This window comes from Simiduia curdlanivorans (genome assembly GCF_030409605.1).
In the GTDB taxonomy this organism is placed as follows: Bacteria; Pseudomonadota; Gammaproteobacteria; order Pseudomonadales; family Cellvibrionaceae; genus Simiduia; species Simiduia curdlanivorans.
Genome location: NZ_JAUFQG010000006.1, coordinates 755,197 through 769,272 on the forward strand (window position 1 = coordinate 755,197; position 14,076 = coordinate 769,272).

The 14,076-nt window shown below is 50.8% G+C and carries 16 protein-coding genes; 10 read left to right on the forward strand and 6 right to left on the reverse strand.

Annotated features, from left to right (window positions below):
* Positions 1 to 168: 168 nt before the first annotated feature.
* Together QWY82_RS17120 and QWY82_RS17125 are read right to left on the reverse strand one after the other, a co-directional pair.
* Positions 169 to 399 (reverse strand): SlyX family protein, encoded by a 231-nt coding sequence (locus QWY82_RS17120; RefSeq protein WP_290264823.1) that lies wholly within the window; start codon positions 397 to 399, stop codon positions 169 to 171.
* A complete protein-coding gene (locus tag QWY82_RS17125; protein WP_290264824.1) occupies positions 396 to 1,568 on the reverse strand; it encodes a serine hydrolase domain-containing protein in 1,173 nt (390 codons plus the stop codon). Before QWY82_RS17125 ends, QWY82_RS17120 begins: the two co-directional genes overlap by 4 nt.
* 82 nt (positions 1,569 to 1,650) lie before the next feature.
* Between QWY82_RS17125 and QWY82_RS17130 the strand changes: the two genes are divergently transcribed.
* Positions 1,651 to 2,271, forward strand: a complete 621-nt coding sequence (locus QWY82_RS17130; protein ID WP_290264825.1) for a LysE family translocator — start codon at positions 1,651 to 1,653, stop codon at positions 2,269 to 2,271.
* 9 nt (positions 2,272 to 2,280) lie between these two features.
* Here the strand turns inward: QWY82_RS17130 and QWY82_RS17135 are convergent, their stop codons facing one another.
* Entirely contained in the window at positions 2,281 to 3,126 is an 846-nt protein-coding gene (locus QWY82_RS17135) for an ion transporter (RefSeq protein WP_290264826.1), read from the reverse strand.
* Positions 3,127 to 3,248: 122 nt separating this feature from the next.
* Here QWY82_RS17135 and QWY82_RS17140 point away from each other — a divergent pair, with 122 nt between their 5' ends.
* The 4 genes from QWY82_RS17140 (at position 3,249) to QWY82_RS17155 (ending at position 4,817) form a co-directional block, all read left to right on the forward strand.
* On the forward strand, positions 3,249 to 3,593 hold the full coding sequence (locus QWY82_RS17140) for a hypothetical protein (protein WP_290264827.1): 345 nt from the start codon (positions 3,249 to 3,251) through the stop codon (positions 3,591 to 3,593).
* Positions 3,580 to 3,903, forward strand: coding sequence for a stress response translation initiation inhibitor YciH (gene yciH / locus QWY82_RS17145; RefSeq protein WP_290264828.1), 324 nt, complete (start codon positions 3,580 to 3,582; stop codon positions 3,901 to 3,903). Before QWY82_RS17140 ends, yciH begins: the two co-directional genes overlap by 14 nt.
* A gap of 5 nt (positions 3,904 to 3,908) precedes the next feature.
* The gene (locus tag QWY82_RS17150; protein ID WP_290264829.1) at positions 3,909 to 4,157 is read left to right on the forward strand and encodes a DUF3820 family protein; all 249 of its coding nucleotides are present in this window, start codon (positions 3,909 to 3,911) and stop codon (positions 4,155 to 4,157) included.
* Between the two features lie 117 nt (positions 4,158 to 4,274).
* Complete coding sequence (locus QWY82_RS17155) at positions 4,275 to 4,817, forward strand: energy transducer TonB (RefSeq protein WP_290264830.1); 543 nt, start codon at positions 4,275 to 4,277, stop codon at positions 4,815 to 4,817.
* 122 nt (positions 4,818 to 4,939) lie between these two features.
* Here QWY82_RS17155 and QWY82_RS17160 read toward each other — a convergent pair whose 3' ends face one another.
* Complete coding sequence (locus QWY82_RS17160) at positions 4,940 to 6,199, reverse strand: glycosyltransferase (protein ID WP_290264831.1); 1,260 nt, start codon at positions 6,197 to 6,199, stop codon at positions 4,940 to 4,942.
* A gap of 278 nt (positions 6,200 to 6,477) precedes the next feature.
* Here QWY82_RS17160 and QWY82_RS17165 point away from each other — a divergent pair, with 278 nt between their 5' ends.
* From QWY82_RS17165 to QWY82_RS17185, 5 genes are all read left to right on the forward strand, one after another.
* Positions 6,478 to 6,960 (forward strand): asparaginase domain-containing protein, encoded by a 483-nt coding sequence (locus QWY82_RS17165; protein WP_290264832.1) that lies wholly within the window; start codon positions 6,478 to 6,480, stop codon positions 6,958 to 6,960.
* A gap of 339 nt (positions 6,961 to 7,299) precedes the next feature.
* A complete protein-coding gene (locus tag QWY82_RS17170; protein ID WP_290264833.1) occupies positions 7,300 to 8,226 on the forward strand; it encodes a zeta toxin family protein in 927 nt (308 codons plus the stop codon).
* Complete coding sequence (locus tag QWY82_RS17175) at positions 8,195 to 9,055, forward strand: HAD-IIB family hydrolase (RefSeq protein WP_290264834.1); 861 nt, start codon at positions 8,195 to 8,197, stop codon at positions 9,053 to 9,055. The genes QWY82_RS17170 and QWY82_RS17175 overlap by 32 nt, the downstream gene beginning before the upstream one ends.
* Positions 9,056 to 9,081: 26 nt before the next feature.
* Entirely contained in the window at positions 9,082 to 10,305 is a 1,224-nt protein-coding gene (locus QWY82_RS17180) for a glycosyltransferase family protein (RefSeq protein ID WP_290264835.1), read from the forward strand.
* Positions 10,306 to 10,321: 16 nt separating this feature from the next.
* On the forward strand, positions 10,322 to 12,064 hold the full coding sequence (locus tag QWY82_RS17185; protein WP_290264837.1) for an alpha-amylase family glycosyl hydrolase: 1,743 nt from the start codon (positions 10,322 to 10,324) through the stop codon (positions 12,062 to 12,064).
* Between the two features lie 81 nt (positions 12,065 to 12,145).
* Here QWY82_RS17185 and QWY82_RS17190 read toward each other — a convergent pair whose 3' ends face one another.
* Positions 12,146 to 12,925 carry a hydratase gene (locus QWY82_RS17190; protein WP_290264838.1) on the reverse strand — a complete coding sequence of 260 codons (780 nt, stop codon included), beginning with the start codon at positions 12,923 to 12,925 and terminating at the stop codon, positions 12,146 to 12,148.
* A gap of 75 nt (positions 12,926 to 13,000) precedes the next feature.
* The gene (gene tal, locus QWY82_RS17195) at positions 13,001 to 13,933 is read right to left on the reverse strand and encodes a transaldolase (protein ID WP_290264839.1); all 933 of its coding nucleotides are present in this window, start codon (positions 13,931 to 13,933) and stop codon (positions 13,001 to 13,003) included.
* Between the last annotated feature and the right edge of the window lie 143 nt (positions 13,934 to 14,076).

The following is a 14,076-nucleotide window of genomic DNA, read 5'->3' on the forward strand; positions in this document are numbered from 1 at the left end:
GTGGTCGCCGGTGGCAGAGTTAGCAACTAGAGCCTGTTCAAGTCTAGTTGAGTTATAGGCAAAAGGAGTATTAGGCGACAAATGAGCGGCGACATACTAAGAAATAGGTACTTTAGAACCAACTAAAGGCGAAACCCTCCACTAAAAAGTGACACTCAGGCATCCAACTTAATAATGCGGCGGACGATCATTGGATACTTCGCCTCCTTGATCGATACGATACTGTAAATCCAAATGCTTGTCTGACAAGCTCCGCACTTGCGCAATCAACTTTAAAATTTCCGCGTCTTGACGCGCTAAAATTGCGTTTAATTCTGTGAGCGTATCCTCTTGAAATGCTTGTCGCATTTCCAGTTCATCTATTCGCCCTTGCAGCTGCTCGACCAATTCATCACTCATTTTTTTGCTTCCGTTTCAAGACAAGAATACACAGCATCAATTAAGCGCTGACCACGACTATCGATAAGTAAACTTTGCGCCATTTGATTCGAAACAAACCCGAAACCAATACCGTACTCGGGATCGGCGAAACCTAAACAACCACCAGCGCCGGCATGGCCAAAGGCCTTATCGCCTCGCCCCAAGCGACGATCCGCACCGGCTTGGGTCAACATGAAACCCAGCGAAAACCGCATCTCGGTTTGCAGAATACGATCCACAGCTCGGCTTTGTTGCTGCCAACACAGCGCTTTATGCGCTTGAGCCAATAAGCGCTCATCGCCAACCAGAGAGCTATACACCAAGGCCAAATCCCGGGCACTTGAAACCCCGTTCGCAGCCGGTATTTCCGCGCTACGCCAGGCCTCGCCGTTGGTGCCCACCATTAAACTCATGGGGTTGGTGAACGCTTTATTCACAACACCAGCTGGCTCGTCTTTCATCGCTCGCCCCAAGGCCAACACACTCGGTTCCGGTTTAGCGCCGCGCATGGCGCCAACCTCGGCCAAACTCGCTTGCTCCGCCGGCGCCAAACCAAAACTGATGGCTAGCCCCAAAGGCTGCGCAACGTGGCGTTGAAAATATTCGTTAAAACTGGCAGCGCCGCTCGCCCGTCGCACTATCTCAGCGAGAATCCAGCCATAGAGAATGGGCGAATAGCCCTGTTCGGTATCGGGTTGCCACCAGGGGGCTTCCTGTTCGATCAGCGCTAACACTTGTTGACCATCAAAAATCGCGTTATCGGCAACCTTGTGGTGAAAAGCATTCACACCAGAGCGATGACTCAACACCTGGCGCAGTGTAATAGCCGCTTTGCCCTCGGCGCCGAAGCCTGGCCAAATGTCGGCGATAGGTTGATCGAGCGACAACTTTCCCTGCGCCACTAATTGCAATACTGCCACTGCCACGAGCGCTTTGCCCGCTGAAAAAATATTCACCCGAGTATCGGCCTGCCAAGCAAGGCTTGCGGCCTTATCGCGCGCTCCGCCCCAGACATTAACTACCGGCTGCCCATGCCAATACACTGCAAGCGCGGCACCTTGTGGCGCCTCGGCGAGTAGGTCATTAAATACTTGAGCCACTGGCTCGAAACCCGACGCAACGGCACCGGCTGAGGGAAAAGCAGACATGGGCAGTCCTGTATGGGAGCAAAGCTGGCAATTGTACCTCGAAATATGCACACTCCACCGAACACTTTTTCTGAGGTTTGCTATGTTGCTGAGTAGTTGGCTGTCGGTTGCGGGTATTTGCGCCCTGGGCGCCATGTCGCCCGGGCCAAGTTTGGCAGTGGTCATGAACAACACCGTCAATCACGGTCGCAAGGCAGGCATTTTAACTGCCGTTGGCCACGGTTTGGGCGTCACAGCTTACGCGGCCGCCACGGCTTTGGGGTTAGCCGTCGTCATTGCCCAATCAGCGCTGATTTTTGATGTTATTCGCTACCTAGGCGCGGCCTTTTTGTTATTTATCGCCTACAAAACCTGGGTCAGCACTCAACAGGTCAAGCAACAGAGCGAGCCTTCAGCCGATCAAGACAAAGCAATTAAGACCCCAGGGTTTATCAGTGGGCTAATGATTGCCGCGCTCAACCCGAAAATGGCAATCTTTTTTTTAGCGCTGTTCAGTCAATTCGTGCAACTGGATGCAGGGCTGGGCGACAAACTGATTTTAGCCCTTACCGCAGGCACCATAGATACGCTCTGGTATCTTCTCGTGGCCTGGGGCTTAGCAACGCCGAAAGTTTTAAATTGGCTGAGCCTGCATCAGAAAAAAATCAACCAACTGTTTGCCTTGGTGATAGCGCTGCTGGCGGCAACCATTGTATTCAAGTAGGTGTCTTGGTCACTTGTGCTCTATCGCTTCCGGTAGGGCCGCACCGCAGGCGCGGCAATAGTCCGCGTCCACCTCATGATTGTTTTTCTGGCAATTGCTGCACTGCACATCCATGCGCTGACGGCTAACCTGCTGCACCAGTTCCGCGGTAAATATACCCGTTGGAATAGCGATAATGGAGTAGCCCGTCAGCATTACCAACGCCGCCAATACCTGCCCTAAGGGCGTGTGTGGGGTTATGTCGCCGTAGCCCACGGTGGTAATGCTCACGATGGCCCAATAAATACTTTTTGGGATACTGGTAAATCCATTGTGCGGGCCTTCTACCACATACATCAGTGAACCAAACACCGTGGTGAGCACCAACACTGAACTAAAAAACACCAATATTTTTCGCCTTGCCATAAGCATAGAGCGCACTAACACGTTAGCCTCTTGCAGATAGCGCGCTAGCTTTAGAATACGGAAGATTCTCAGTACCCGTAACAACCGGATGATCAACAGATAATTCAAGTCGCCAAAAAACAGCCCCAAATAAGAGGGCAGAATAGATAGCAAATCAACTAGACCGTAAAAACTTTTGATATAGGCCCAGCGGTTGGGCGCCACATAAACTCGCGTGATATATTCGGCCGTAAAAATTAGCGTAAATATCCACTCGGCCCAACTTAAGGTACCGCGCCAGGCGCCCCTCAAGCCCGCGATACTTTCTAACATCATGACCAAAACACTGGCGACTATCAGCGCTATCAACACCAAATCAAACGCCCTACCGGCGGGCGTATCGTAGCCAAAAATAATGTTTGCGACGCGGGCTTTCAATTCTATCGGTTCGACACTGCCGTTGCTGGGCATAAAGTAAGTTCCTACTCGCGGTTTGAGCGTTTTATCTGGGCGCCACAAGCATTACAATAGCGCCTACGTTTGCAAAGGTGGCAGGTTTGGCCACGGAAAACCTAAATGTTAAAGGTTAAGGCATGTCACTGATACTTTCACCCCTGCGCTGCCCTTGGTGCCAACAAGCCGTCACAAAAAGCGAGTTGCGCAAACAAGGGTTAATGAAAACCTACCTAGCGCGCCAGGCCTTTCCCTGCCCCCACTGCCAAAAGAGTGTCACCCTGCCGGAACGGGCCGAGACTTTGATCAGCAGTGGTCTGTTTATCGCGGTGATCTTGGCACCACTCTTCTATTACTACCAGTGGTTATTTGCCGACCCGCGCTTACTCTTTAGCTTGGGCCTTGCCCTGATCATCACCGGCGCCCTATTTCAAAAATTGCAAAAAGTCATCGAGCCCAATGAGTCAGACAATGAGCAAGAATAACCGCTTGGTGTATTCCACCGAAACCGGTCGTATCAAAGCCACCGAAACCCAGGCGACGGCGCCCTCATCGGACGGTATTGTGCGTATCGCCCGCTCAACCAAAGGCCGAGGAGGCAAAGCAGTGAGTGTCATAAGCGGCTTAGGGTTGCCTAGCGACGAACTGAAAACTTTGGCAAAAGCACTCAAGCAAGTGTGTGGCGTGGGCGGCGCGGTGAAAGAGTGGGATATTGAAATCCAAGGCGACATGCGCGACAAACTCAAAGCGGAGTTGGAAAAACGCGGCTTCACCGTAAAACTGGCCGGCGGCTAAGCGCCATGGACTTCCCCTTCCCGCCCGAATATCTAAAATTGCTGGTCAGCACCGACATGCCCTTCGGTAAATACCAAGGCCGCAAATTAGCCGATCTACCCGAACCCTACTTAGTTTGGTTTCACGGCCAAGGTTTTCCAAAGGGAAAGCTGGGTGAGCTGTTGGCACTGATCCATGAAATTAAAGTCAACGGCCTAGAACCCATTCTCGAACCCTTGCGCAACCGCCCAGCCAGCTTCAACCCCCACGCCTGATCAACTATTAATGCCACGGGTTTGGCCTAGGTTTTGCTCTAGCTCCTATGCAGTCAACAATTAACCTTAAACCGTCATTTTTTTGGCGGTTGACGCTGTATTAGTGAGGAACAAGCAATGGATCAGGCCATCATCTGGACACTGCTAGATACGCTGGCAAAAATTGCCATGGGCGCCTGTCTTCTAGGCTTTGGCCTGTGGATAGCGCGAAAAAAACACACCTCGCCGGCATCGCCAGACGCCATTGCGGCCAAGCGCAAGCTGAAAGTGTACGAGGAAGTGTCGCGTCAAATGGGCAATGTCAGCCATTGCTTCGCCAAATATTCGGCGCTAGTGATCGAATCGGTGCGCTTTGGCCCGCGCTGGCCCCAGGCGCGACGCGCCGAACTCGACAGCATTAATAGCGAACTAGTACAAGAATTCCGCCGCATGGCCGACGCCGAAGCCAACTTGCTACTCATTGGCGAGAAGGGGCTGGAGAAAAATCTACGCTTATACGGCGCACAAATTGCTGTGTTTAGAAAGCAGGTTTATGTCGGGCGACGCGACATCAGCAACCAAGAGATTGCCGACATCAAACAAGACATCTACAAATTACGCGAGCAATTTTACGATGTGCTGAGCAAAAAATACGACGATAATATTCGTAAAAGCGCCTAAAAAATTCACATGGTTTAAGCGAGTCAATTTAGCGAAGGGCAGCGCCCGCTTAAATCTTGCAGGCAAAGGTCACCTCAATCATCGGCTAAATATACGCCACTAAAATTTGCCAATCGCCCGCGCTAATCAACCTGCTCGAGGCGTTTTAATTTTGATTTCACTTCTATCCAACGGGACATAAACTCGGTGCTGCGGTACTGCTGCTGGAGCAACAAATTACCCATGAAGTTGTCTAGCCGGTGCCGACCCAGGTCTTGCAAAATACTGTCTACCCGTGCAGTTAAATCAGCTTCCAACCTAGCCCGATCAAACAGTACTGCAACATTCACCAAGCCCTGCGCCTGCGCCTCGAGCCACAACGCTTGATCGGTGTACAAGGCTACAGCCGCGGCGACCAGGTCATCGGGCGCATTGGCAATAACACCAGGCCAAGGCAACTGCTGCAGTTGATTCATACCCTCGGCACCAATATCGGTGGTAATGCTGGGCGTGCCACAGATCATTGCCTCGGCTAATTTGCCTTTGATACCGGCACCAAACCTAAGCGGCGCCAGACACACGCGGGCGCTCGCCATGACCTGCAACGCATCCTTAGCCCAGCCGAGCACGCGAAAACCGAGGCTCGGGTTATCCAACTGCATGGCTTTCTTCGGTGGGTAGGCGCCGTAGATGTGTAACTCAGCTTGCGGCAGTTGTTTGCGTATCGCCGGCCATAACTCACGAAGCCATAAAATCGCATCCCAATTAGGTGCATGCAGATAATTGCCGATAAAAATAAAGTGTTGTTTATCGGCATAGCTCGGCCACTGCTGCGCCGTGGGCGGCTGGTACATAAACGGGCAGTGCATCAGCAGAGCCGCCGGCACACGAAAACGCTGCTGCAGTAGCGCCACTTCGGCGTCGGAAATCACCAGCGTGAGATCGCAGCGATAAATAGCCGCTATTTCACGCTGTGCCATGTCGCTATAGAGAAATTCATTGGACGGGTTAAGCACTTCGGCTTGGGCTTTATGGGCGCGCTGGCGGGCGTCGCGCAAGCAGTGCAAATCCTCCGAATCCAACAGCCGCAACGCCGTCGGGCACACCTGCTGCACGCGCCAGCCAAACTGTTCCTCGGTGACAAAGCGATCGAATATCACCAGCGTCGGCTGTAGCTCGGCAAGGGCTTGATCAAAACTGGAACAGTTCAAGGCAATGGCAAGGCTCGCAATACCCAAGCCATCGAGTTCATCAAAATTGGCGCCTTTTTCTGCGGCACAGGCAAATGTCACGCGATAGCCCGCCGCCTGAGCCCAGCGAATAAGCTGAACAATGCGTGTGCCGGCCGCAGAGGATCTGGGCTCGGGCCACACGTAGCCTACAATAAGTAAGGTTTTTGCCATTTAATACGTCACACTGGCTCTATTGAGCCGGCATTGTACCGGCAAGCAGAGTATCTTTTCACCCTAAGGAACCCTGAGAAGCTATGCAGTGAGGGCCGGCTAGGTAAATGCAGCCGAACCAACGCAACGGCCAGACACAGATGCCCCGAACAGCGCCTATGGGTAGCTTACTTCTGGTCTGTGACCGTTAACGCAACCGGCAGGTTAAAACCCCCTGTAAGCGCAGCGGCGCGAGCACAAGGCTTTGTCAGTATTTCTTATTTTACCCAGAGGGCAATATGAGCGTAACGATCATCACCACCGGCGGCACCATCGATAAAATTTATTACGATGCCAAAAACGATTACCACATAGGCCAGCCCCAGGCGCCTAAAATTCTTGCCCGCGCGGGCGTTACCTTAGACACGCCACTCATCTCGCTGTTTCGCAAAGACAGCCTCGATATCACCGACGAAGATCGCGCCCTACTCAAAAAAACCATTGAGGCGCAAAGCGGCCAGAAAATAGTGATTACCCACGGCACCGACACCATGGCTAAAACCGGCGTCTATTTAAAGGGTATCCCCGGCAAAACCATCGTCTTGATGGGCGCCATGTACCCAGCGGAGTTTCGCGATTCTGATGCCGTATTTAATTTGGGCGCCGCCGTGATGGTTGCCCAAACCATGCCCGAGGGGGTTTACATCGCAATGAACGGCCGCGTCTTCGACCCAGCCCGCTGCGTAAAAAATGTTGCCGAAAATCGCTTCGAAGAAATTTAGGCGCGCTGAGACTTTCCCGAGTTAGCGCTGGATTTTTTCAGCGCTATTATCTTCCAGCTCACTATTCAGCGCCTAGATCTATTGCTAGAACCATCCCCTGGCCCTCATGTGAGCCGCCATTTGTTGTGCTGCTTAGCCTTGGTATAAATCCTGCTTTAATTGCTTTAGCTAGTAGCCGTCAATATTCGCAACTAGGGAACCTCTGAATAACTCTGGTCACGCAGAGCGGCACCAGAGTTATTCAGAGGTTCCCTAGGTACTATTGTCCCTACGCGTGAATCAGCGCCTCGGGTTATATTCCAAATAGCAGAATTTCTTCAACTTGTGGACACTTAATGTATGCCGGTAGATCACTTAGAAGTATTTGTGAATGCGCACCGCCTACCCAGCCACTATTTGGCTTGGGCCAATAAACATTTTGCCCCGGTCATCGAGCACATCAACATACAGCTACATAAACAGTCACCGGTATTTGTTTCCATTAATGGCAGCCAAGGCTCGGGTAAGTCAACCTTAGCCGCCTATCTTCAGGCCGCGCTTCAACAAACCCACAAGCGCTCAGCGGTCTGTTTATCACTCGACGATTTTTATCTCACCAAAGCCGAGCGCCATGCTTTGGCAAAAAAGGTTCACCCGCTTCTCGCCACCCGCGGTGTACCGGGCACACACGATGTTCAACTGGCACTAAAAACCCTCGAGGCACTAAAGCATGGGCAACCAACCACGCTCGTGCGTTTCGATAAAAGTATTGATGACCGGGCCAGCACCGATCAATGGGAAAATATTGATTCACCGATAGATGTGGTTATTTTAGAGGGCTGGTGCATGGGCGCCAGTGCCGAGTGCGATGCAAGTCTCGAGCAACCGGTGAATAGTCTAGAGAAAAATGAAGATAACAGCGGCGTATGGCGCCGTTACGTCAATGAACAACTCAAACAGCCCTATGCGGAATTTTTTACCTATGCAGACATCACAATAATGCTTAAAGCACCGTCCTTTGACAGTGTTTTCGCCTGGCGCTGGCAACAGGAGCAAAAACTGGCAGAGAAGTTGCACACAAATAATACGAGCCCAACCCAAAGTGCTCCATTCAGCGCGCAAAGTGGCGTGATGAATCAGGCACAAGTAGCGCGATTTATTCAGCACTACCAGCGGTTAACTGAGCATATGCTTAGGTCAATGCCGCCGCTTGTGTCTCATCTGTATGAACTCGATGAGCAACGTGGAATTAACCATGAGCAACACCAGCAATGTAGAAAGACTTAACGGCCGCAATAAATGGCTGGTATTCACTGATTTAGATGGCACTTTACTCGACCATCACAGCTACAGTTTTAGCGCCGCCGAAGATCAACTTAACCGGCTAAACCAACTAGAAATCCCCCTTATCTGCTGCACCAGTAAAACCTTTGCCGAAGTTATTGCACTGAGAAAGCAGTTAAAGAACCGGCACCCCTTTATCGTCGAAAACGGTGCAGCTGTGTACTTACCGCTGGCCTTTTTACCCGAGCGCGCCATTCAAGCCATCGGCGGTGCGCAACTACATGAGGGTTTCTGGCGCTTTGGCCTAACGGAGAGCCGGGCCCACTGGCTGACCTGCCTAGACCAGTTGGGCGATAGATTCAAAGGCCTGTACAGCACCTTTACCGCACTGGGTTCGCAAGGCATTGCCAATGCAACCGGGCTCAGCCTCGACCAAGCAGCACTCGCCAACCAGCGCGAATTCTCTGAGCCCCTGGTTTGGCTGGGTGATGAGCTAAGCAAAATAGCCTTTACTCAAGAAATGAACCAACTTGGTGCATCAATCTTAGAGGGTGGTCGATTTTTGCACATTGTCGGCAATAGCAATAAAGGCAAGGCCATGTTGTGGCTACAGCAAATTTTTACCTCTAAAACAAGACATGCCTTTCGCACTATCGCGGCCGGCGACGGCAAGAACGATGTACCCATGCTAGAACTCGCCGATTACGCACTGGTGATTAAGTCGCCCACCAATCCAAGGCTCCAATTAACCAGAACCGAGCGCATTATTTACAGCGAACACACGGGCCCGAAAGGCTGGGCCAGCGGCATTAAAACCATTTTATCGATGTAATTTTTTTAAACGTTAAGGACAGAACCATGGCTGATTTTTATCAAAACGGTATCGTCACAACCCTACACAACCTAACCCGTCGCCCTGTGGCAGAATTGGATGCGGAACTTCTCAGCTTTTCTAAAAAACGACCCCTCGGCCTCATCCTGCCCTCGCTCTATTCAGAGCTAGAAGGCACTGCGCTGCCCAACATTGTCGAAGAGCTAGCCCAAGTTCCCTACTTATCTGAGATTGTTATTGGACTCGATCGCGCCAATGAAGCGCAGTATCGCGACGCCTTGGCCTTTTTTAGCAATCTGCCCCAACACCACCGCGTACTATGGAACGACGGCCCAGCGCTGCGCGCACTCGATGCAGAGCTGATCAAAATGGGCATAGCGCCAACCGAGCCAGGTAAAGGCAGAAACGTTTGGTATTGTATCGGCTATATGTTGGCCACCGGGCGCTCTGAGTCCATCGCGCTGCACGATTGCGACATACTCACCTATACCCGTGAACTGCTGGCGCGACTCATCTATCCCGTTGCCAACCCACAATTCAATTATATGTTTTGCAAGGGCTATTACGCGCGCGTTGCCGACGGCAAGCTGAACGGCCGGGTATCGCGCCTACTGGTGACACCGCTGCTGCGCTCACTGAAGAAAATTTTCGGCGAAATGGATTATTTACAGTACATGGACACCTTTCGCTATGCCCTGGCAGGGGAGTTTTCCTTTCGTAAGGATGTCCTAAACGATATTCGCATACCCAGTGATTGGGGTTTGGAAATTGGCGTACTGTCGGAAATGTATCGCAACAACTCCACCAACCGATTGTGTCAAGTAGATATTGCCGACGTCTACGATCACAAACATCAAGACCTGTCGGCGCAAAACGATCAGGGCGGCCTGTCAAAAATGTCCATCGACATTTCCAAAGCACTGTTTAGAAAACTGGCCACCCAAGGCCAAACCTTCAACACCGAAACCTTTCGCTCAATCAAGGCGACTTATTATCGCATAGCCCTCGATCTAATCGAGACCTTCCGCAATGACGCAATTATCAATGGCCTAACACTCGATATTCATCACGAAGAAAAGGCCGTAGAACTTTTTGCCAGAAACATCATGAAAGCGGGCGAATCGTTTCTGGATAATCCCATGGAGGCACCGTTCATTCCAAGCTGGAACCGCGTCATAAGCGCCATGCCCAATGTGTTGGAACGGTTGAAGGCGGCAGTTGAAGAAGACAACAAACGATTTTCCAAGTGATCACTGAGGATTGACTATGACGCCCTACGAGCAACTTCAGCAACGAATCAAAGACCACTTGCAGCAAATTTATCACCAAGTGAGACCCAGCCTCGATGTGGATGCCACGGTGGCGTCGCTATTAGAAACCATGAATATTCACCAAGTCGATAAGGTTCCCGATCAATACGCCAATTTGTGGAGCGAGAAAGATGCCATTGCCATTACCTATGGCGACAGTCTACTCGCTGACCATGAGAAGCCGCTGAGCACGTTAAATAGATTTCTCGATTCACATTTAAAAGGCACCGTTAATAGCGTTCATATATTACCCTTCTTCCCCTACAGCTCCGACGACGGCTTTTCCGTTATCGATTACTCAACGGTAAACGAAGCCCTAGGCGATTGGACACACATTGCCAGCATTGCAAATAACTACAAGCTCATGTCTGATCTAGTGATTAACCATTGTTCCGCACGCAGCTATTGGTTTGATAATTTTATAAAACAAGAAGACCCAGGAAAGGACTATTTTTACACTGCCAGCCCGCAAGCTGACCTAAAAGACGTGGTGCGCCCGCGCACCAATCCACTCTTACAAGCTGTCGAGACCAAAGCGGGAACCCGCCATGTATGGTGTACTTTTAGCTTCGACCAAGTGGATCTCGATTTTAGAAACCCCGAGGTGCTACTGCAATTTGTCTCCATCGTGCGCTTGTATCTCGATCAAGGTATACGTATCTTCAGGCTCGATGCCATCGCTTTTCTTTGGAAAGTACCCGGCACCTCGAGCATCAACCTAGCAGAAACCCATGAAGTGGTTAGGTTACTGCGCACCCTCATTGAACATGCGCAATCAGATGCGATCATCATTACCGAAACCAATATTCCCAATCAGGAGAACCTCAGTTATTTTGGCAATAACAACGAAGCGCACTGGATCTATAATTTTTCCTTACCGCCACTCCTGGTACACGCGCTATTAACCGGCAATGCCCAACACCTCAAACGCTGGCTAATGACAATGCCACCAGCTCGCAATGGCACCACCTATTTTAATTTTATCGCTAGCCACGACGGCATCGGACTTAGACCCGTGGAAGGGCTGCTCTCGGACGAGGAATTGGCGCGCCTAACCAATACATTAGAATCTTTTGGCGGGAAAATTTCGCGGCGCGCACTCGAAAGCGGGGAAACCAAACCCTACGAAGCCAATATTGCGCTCTACGATGCACTCAAAGGCACAGTGAATGGCCCTGATGCCTATAACCACGAACGTTTTATTTGTGCACACGTGATTATGCTGGGTTTAGAAGGGGTTCCAGCCTTTTACATTCACAGCCTACTGGCTACTGGAAACGATTATCAGCGGCTCGAGCACAGCGGCCATAATCGAGCCATTAATCGCCATCAATGGTCTGTAACAGAATTGATGACTCAGCTAGAAGACCCTAACAGTCAACATCATCGAGTTTTTTTTGAGCTTAAACGCTTAATCGCCATTCGCGGTCGGCAGCCGGCTTTTCATCCCAATGCCACACAATTTACTCTGCATCTCGGTGATGAAATATTTGCCTTCTGGCGTCAGAGTATTGATCGGCAACAAAATATTTTTTGCATCAGCAACTTAAGCCACCTATCCATTAGTTTGCCGCTGTCGGCAATAAATTTAGTCTGCACCGATCACTGGCTAGACTTAATCACCGCCCAAACATTGGACTTAGAAGGCGAAACGCTAACCCTAGCGCCCTACCAAACCTATTGGCTCAGTAATCGCTAGCAGCTAATCAAGGCCGGCCATAACAGTAGTGCATTTGTCACTCCTATGGCCGACCCATTTAGCTCGCACTTGCCATATCGACTACAAGGAGACAAACCGTGTAGTCATGTCACCTAAACCGCGGTAGGTCATGGTAATTTCCGTATCCATTGGCGCTTCAATAATACCAGCGTAGGAGCCGGTGATAATAAACTGGCCACACTGCAACGGAATACCTTGGCCCCGCAAAAAATTCACCAACCAGTAGAGAGGCGCAATCGAATCTTGGTTCTGATGTTTGCCTTCGTAGCTCTGTGGCACGCCATCACCGTAACGCACGGATATATCGATAGTGGCAGCGGCATAGGCAAGCGCTCTATCAACCTCAGGCCCAACCACTAAGCCTTGATTAAATAACCCGTCGGCAAGCAATTCGGGAAACTCGCACTGGCTGGGGTCGATGTAACGCCCCTCGATCAACTCCAGTGCCATGCGAACCTTCGCTATATGTTGATCAATTTCCGCCGGACTATAATTCTCCGTACGCGCGGGAATATCCGCGCCCAGCTCAAATGCAAACTCTGGTTCAATTCGAGCCAAGCCATTTGAGGGCCATATTTTCGCTTGCTGGGTTGTATCAAATACCGTGGAGCCATAAATTGGCGCAACCACCCATTTGCCATCAGGAGGCAATAAACACTTCCAACCCGCCACTTTATCGTTGCGCATTGCACACCAATACTGCTGCACCTGTTGCTGTACAGCAAAACCTTCGGCAAGGGTTTTCGGCCGCAGGGCCTCTGCCAATCGATCGCCTTTGGTATTGCTCAGCCGACGCTCGGCTAAAACTTCTGCTGCAGGTATCGCATTAAATGATGTCATTGTATTTCTCACCGACAGAAAAAAGGCCTCTACAAAAGGCCTTTAAAGGAAACCAAACTTTGAGGTTATTTTAACTTAAACCTGCCATTCGCTAAGTAATTTTTCCAGCTTTTCTTGATCCTCGGCGAATTTGCGAATGCCTTCGGCCAATTTCTCCGTGGCCATGGCATCCTGATTATGGAGCCACCTAAATTCAGCTTCCGTTAAGGATATTTTAGCTTCCGCCACGGCCTTCTGCGGTGCGAGTTGCGCCAGCAACGGCTCGCTTTCAGCTGCCATCTCTTGCAGTAACGCAGGGCTAATGGTCAGGCGATCACAGCCCGCCAGCGCTTTAACTTGGCCAATATTCCGAAAGCTCGCCCCCATCACCACGGTATTGTAACCGTGGGTTTTGTAATAATCGTATATACGTTTTACCGACAATACACCTTGATCCTCAGCCGGTGACGCAGGAACTTCACCCCTTGCTTTATACCAGTCGAAAATTCGACCGACAAAAGGCGAGATTAAAAACACACCGGCTTCGGCACAGGCAACGGCTTGTGCAAAACTAAACAGCAAGGTCAGGTTACATTGAATACCTTCTCGCTCAAGCACTTCCGCAGCCTTAACACCTTCCCATGTGGCTGCAATTTTAATCAGTACCCGAGCGCGGCTCACGCCTTGTGCCTCATAGGCATCGATCAACTGCTTAGCTTTAACAATCATCGCCTGGGTATCAAAAGACAGGCGCGCATCCACCTCCGTGGAAATACGACCAGGAACCAAATCGACAATTTGTTTGCCGATGGCCACGGCCAAGGCATCCACAGCCTTACTCATATCACCCTTGGCTTCCAGCACAGCTGCGCTGACCACTGACCGGTAATTAGGCATTTGCGCCGCGGCCAATATTAAGCTGGGGTTTGTGGTAGCATCTTGAGGTTTAAATTTGGCAATAGCATCGATATCACCAGTATCGGCCACAACGTCAGTCAAGGCGCGTAGCTGTTGTAAAACGTTGGTCATGATTACACCCGTTGGTTGATGTCTTACTAGAATGCGATAGCCGATAATACCCTAATCCGGCGGCAGGATGTGACACGTGCTATCCTTTTTGCCGCTCAAAGTAAAAAAAATGCTGTCAAAAAGGTAGGGCTCAGGTCATTGTT